We start from the raw sequence: 3084 nt of genomic DNA, 5'->3' as shown, positions 1-3084 counted from the left end.
CTATTAAACACCTTAAGTGAGGAAGATCAGAGATATTACATTTTGAAAGGACTCCTCTACAGTATGGGTCTGCATGGAACATCATATAAGAACAAAGAAAGTTTCTTCTACAGAAATGAGGGTTTAAACCGAAATCTAACTGATCTCGACAAAGAAGCAATTAAGATCCTGTATGGTGGAGGACTTAAGGCTGGAGATACCTTAGAAACAACAAGAAAGATGTTTGGTCTTTCAACCTAACTTATTTCCTCGTTTTTCGAATTATTCTTTATTCACGATTCCTGCATAAACTTCCCGAATTGCTGATAACACTTTGAATCCTTTTTCGGTGATAACATAATCTCCCCGTTCATGTCTCTGGATAATCATCCCAGCTTCCTGGAGTTTTTTTATGTGAAAAAGAAGGTTTCCTCCTCTCAGTTTGGTTAACTGGGAGAGATCTGAAAATGTCTTGGTCTCTGCTGATACTGCTTGAAGTATCTGAAACCGGGGAGTGCTTGCAATTGGTTCTATTATTCCTGAAACAATCTTCTCTTCCGGGTAATCCAATACAGGATGAGTTGATTTCTGTTGTTTAAGAATCCCCAATGAACACATGAGGTCCAGTTGTTTCTCAAAAAGGCGCCTTACTTCGTTGAAACAGATATCACACCGTTCAGAAGGCCCTTTTTTACGCATCTCCTCTAAGTGGGCCCGGTATGAGCAAACAAGATCATCGGTAATTTCTCCATCATTGATATGATTTGATGTGATGGTAAGAAAATTAAGGAGGACTTGAAAGCAGGTATCATGCATCTCACAATCATGTACCATGTTGCTGGAGAGGCATTCCCTCGCACGTTCAATGTGGTTTTTTGAAAGAATTCCCCCATACTCATGTTTAAGATCTGATATTATCGATTGGAGATGGACCTGATTTGTGCGTTCAAAAAACTTCTTCAGATCTCCCCTGATTTGTTGGATTTCATGCATGAGTGCATCCGGGGTCACTGACTGTTCTGTTTGGTCCATTGTTTTTTCTCATCAATTATAAGGGCCACATCATTATAACTGTTAGAGTCATTCAAATGTAGTAGAAAGCAACTTAGTTATTATTATGACGCTCAAGTATATTATGGCAACGCCCGTATGTATGTATGGTGAGGCATATGCCAATCTGGAATTGTACAGGAAAAGAAGTAAGCAAAGAAAAGGCTGAAGAGTCTATCGCACATCTGAAAAATGCCTGCTTTGGATGCAGTACCCATAGTAATGACTGCTCAATTGCCAAAGCTGTTGGCGATATATCATCCATGATCAAGGAGTGACTTTTCATGTCGTCTGTTAAAGAAGAGATACATGCTCAGATAACCGGAGCATTAACTGGTGCTGTCTTTCCCATAGATACACCGGAAAAATTAATTGCCGCATTTCCCGCCGGAGCAGATACAACCTGTCAGGTCGGCGACATTAAAATGACAGCCGGTGAAGCAGGAACCCTCCTTAAGGAGAGCGATTTTCCGTTCACCAGCGCCAAGCAGGTTGCAGATATTATCGTAGAACGTGCAGGGCTATAAGTCTCAATCAATATACCCCTTTTTTCGACAATAAGTGTATGGAATACAGTGTATAATTTCCGCGAATTATAGTCTGATCCACTTTAGCAGTCCTGATACCTGACTTATATGATCCATCACCTCTCCGCAAAGGATCACCGGGTCGGTTGTGATTTCACCATCATCTTCTTTGATCATCAATAACAACTTGCCCGCAAAAATTTCCGTCTCCTCTGCTAGCAGGCGATACTGCCGGTAGAGATGATATGCTGCAACACCGTTCATAAGTGCAATCCCGAACGATACACCGGCAGCTATCTCAGCGATCATACCCTCCCCCCGTACCTGAAAAGATCCTGAACCGACAAATTACCAGACACAAATCCCCTGCTCTTCAAAGACTGGTTACTTGAACCCTGAGAACCGAAGGCAAGAAGACCTGACCCGTTCACCCGTGTCGATCCAGAGAAACCAGAGTCTATCGTCCGTGAGGCGTCATATCCACCACCCTGCAGAATTCCTGACGTGAAGATCGAAGCCTCACCTAACGACCGATCACTGCCCGCATCCAGAAATTTACACAGATCCATGATATCTGATGGCATTTGCAGCACTGACCCATAATCAGACACGAGAACCGGGCCAGAACTCTGTATCGAGAGATCTGAATCAAGGCTCTCCCCACCCAATGCAGATCGTACTACATTAACACCATCCACCGCCAGAGCCCGTGATGTAAACGATCCATTCACATCAGAACCCGAGGTTGTAAGCATTACCGACCCATCGGTACTTATCGAGGTTGCGAGATAATCAGCACCTGCGAAACCTGCGATAATAAGACAAAAAATCCCAATAAGGCATTCTCTCTTCATATTCCCCCCGGATATGAAAAAAGAGATTATGCCAGGATGGCAACCGTGTCAGCCCAGGTTTCAATTCCAGTCCTGATGGCATCATTTTCGTAACTGGAGAGAGTGACACTGTCCCTCTTAAACGAGACCGAATAGAGTTCTCCGTTATTGGCATGGGCTTTTATAGTGCAGCTGAACGAGTCCTCTGATGAATCACGTGAAGCAGCCACGCCGGCCCCCATACCGGTAGTGATAGCTGCAGATCCAGTGATTTGTGTGACTGCGGTGTTCACTGCTTCCATAGTTGGTCCTCGGATTGGAATGCTCCCGACAGTCTTCGCTTCAGCATTTTCATACACAATGGTGGCTGCATATGATTCCTTTGTCTTTTCCACTGCTGGCTTTGCAACCCCGGCGGACTCGTACGTTGTGCATCCCCATGGATTATTTTCCAGGACATCCTGGATTAGTGCATGGAATGTGGCATAGTCTGCGATAGGTGTCGCAAGTTTTCGCATAGCTGACTTTACCACACTCTTTTGTGTAAAATCTCCCATCTTTTCCCCCATGTCGCCTGTAATGCGACACTACCATATATGTGGTGGATATATATAAGGCTCAAAAGAAGTGGCTAATCAAGCGTTACAAGGGCTCAGAACCAAAAAAACTCCATTCACAAGAGCACGCCTATGTAC

At 44.1% G+C, this 3084-nt stretch carries 7 protein-coding genes; 3 read left to right on the top strand and 4 right to left on the bottom strand.

The window, feature by feature from the left end:
* A partial coding sequence (locus VN429_RS11110; RefSeq protein ID WP_325633293.1) for a hypothetical protein occupies positions 1-240 on the top strand: 240 nt, incomplete at its 5' end.
* Between the two features lie 21 nt (positions 241-261).
* On the opposite strand, the gene VN429_RS11105 is transcribed toward VN429_RS11110, so the two are convergent.
* Positions 262-1011, bottom strand: a complete 750-nt coding sequence (locus VN429_RS11105) for a winged helix-turn-helix domain-containing protein (RefSeq protein ID WP_325633291.1) — start codon at positions 1009-1011, stop codon at positions 262-264.
* A 137-nt stretch (positions 1012-1148) separates the two neighbouring features.
* On the opposite strand from VN429_RS11105, the gene VN429_RS11100 reads away from it, so the two are divergent.
* The gene (locus tag VN429_RS11100; protein ID WP_325633289.1) at positions 1149-1307 is read left to right on the top strand and encodes a hypothetical protein; all 159 of its coding nucleotides are present in this window, start codon (positions 1149-1151) and stop codon (positions 1305-1307) included.
* A 6-nt stretch (positions 1308-1313) separates the two neighbouring features.
* Positions 1314-1556 (top strand): MTH865 family protein, encoded by a 243-nt coding sequence (locus VN429_RS11095; RefSeq protein ID WP_325633288.1) that lies wholly within the window; start codon positions 1314-1316, stop codon positions 1554-1556.
* Between the two features lie 66 nt (positions 1557-1622).
* On the opposite strand, the gene VN429_RS11090 is transcribed toward VN429_RS11095, so the two are convergent.
* The 3 genes from VN429_RS11090 to VN429_RS11080 are packed head-to-tail and all read right to left on the bottom strand — an operon-like array spanning position 1623 to position 2946.
* Positions 1623-1865: a hypothetical protein gene (locus tag VN429_RS11090; protein ID WP_325633286.1), complete on the bottom strand. Its 243-nt coding sequence runs from the start codon at positions 1863-1865 to the stop codon at positions 1623-1625.
* Complete coding sequence (locus VN429_RS11085) at positions 1862-2410, bottom strand: hypothetical protein (RefSeq protein WP_325633284.1); 549 nt, start codon at positions 2408-2410, stop codon at positions 1862-1864. Before VN429_RS11085 ends, VN429_RS11090 begins: the two co-directional genes overlap by 4 nt.
* Before the next feature lie 26 nt (positions 2411-2436).
* The gene (locus tag VN429_RS11080; protein ID WP_325633282.1) at positions 2437-2946 is read right to left on the bottom strand and encodes a hypothetical protein; all 510 of its coding nucleotides are present in this window, start codon (positions 2944-2946) and stop codon (positions 2437-2439) included.
* Positions 2947-3084: the final 138 nt, after the last annotated feature.

This window comes from Methanospirillum sp. (assembly GCF_035560735.1).
GTDB lineage: Archaea > Halobacteriota > Methanomicrobia > Methanomicrobiales > Methanospirillaceae > Methanospirillum.
Note: the sequence above shows the minus strand (reverse complement) of the source record. Positions and strands in the feature narration are given on the sequence as shown.

Excerpts from the sequence above, each read along its gene's own strand:
- VN429_RS11105 (WP_325633291.1), bottom strand. The coding sequence starts at position 1,011 with ATGGACCAAACAGAACAGTCAGTGACCCCGGATGCACTCATGCATGAA.
- VN429_RS11100 (WP_325633289.1), top strand. The coding sequence starts at position 1,149 with ATGCCAATCTGGAATTGTACAGGAAAAGAAGTAAGCAAAGAAAAGGCT.
- VN429_RS11095 (WP_325633288.1), top strand. The coding sequence starts at position 1,314 with ATGTCGTCTGTTAAAGAAGAGATACATGCTCAGATAACCGGAGCATTA.
- VN429_RS11090 (WP_325633286.1), bottom strand. The coding sequence starts at position 1,865 with ATGATCGCTGAGATAGCTGCCGGTGTATCGTTCGGGATTGCACTTATG.
- VN429_RS11085 (WP_325633284.1), bottom strand. The coding sequence starts at position 2,410 with ATGAAGAGAGAATGCCTTATTGGGATTTTTTGTCTTATTATCGCAGGT.
- VN429_RS11080 (WP_325633282.1), bottom strand. The coding sequence starts at position 2,946 with ATGGGAGATTTTACACAAAAGAGTGTGGTAAAGTCAGCTATGCGAAAA.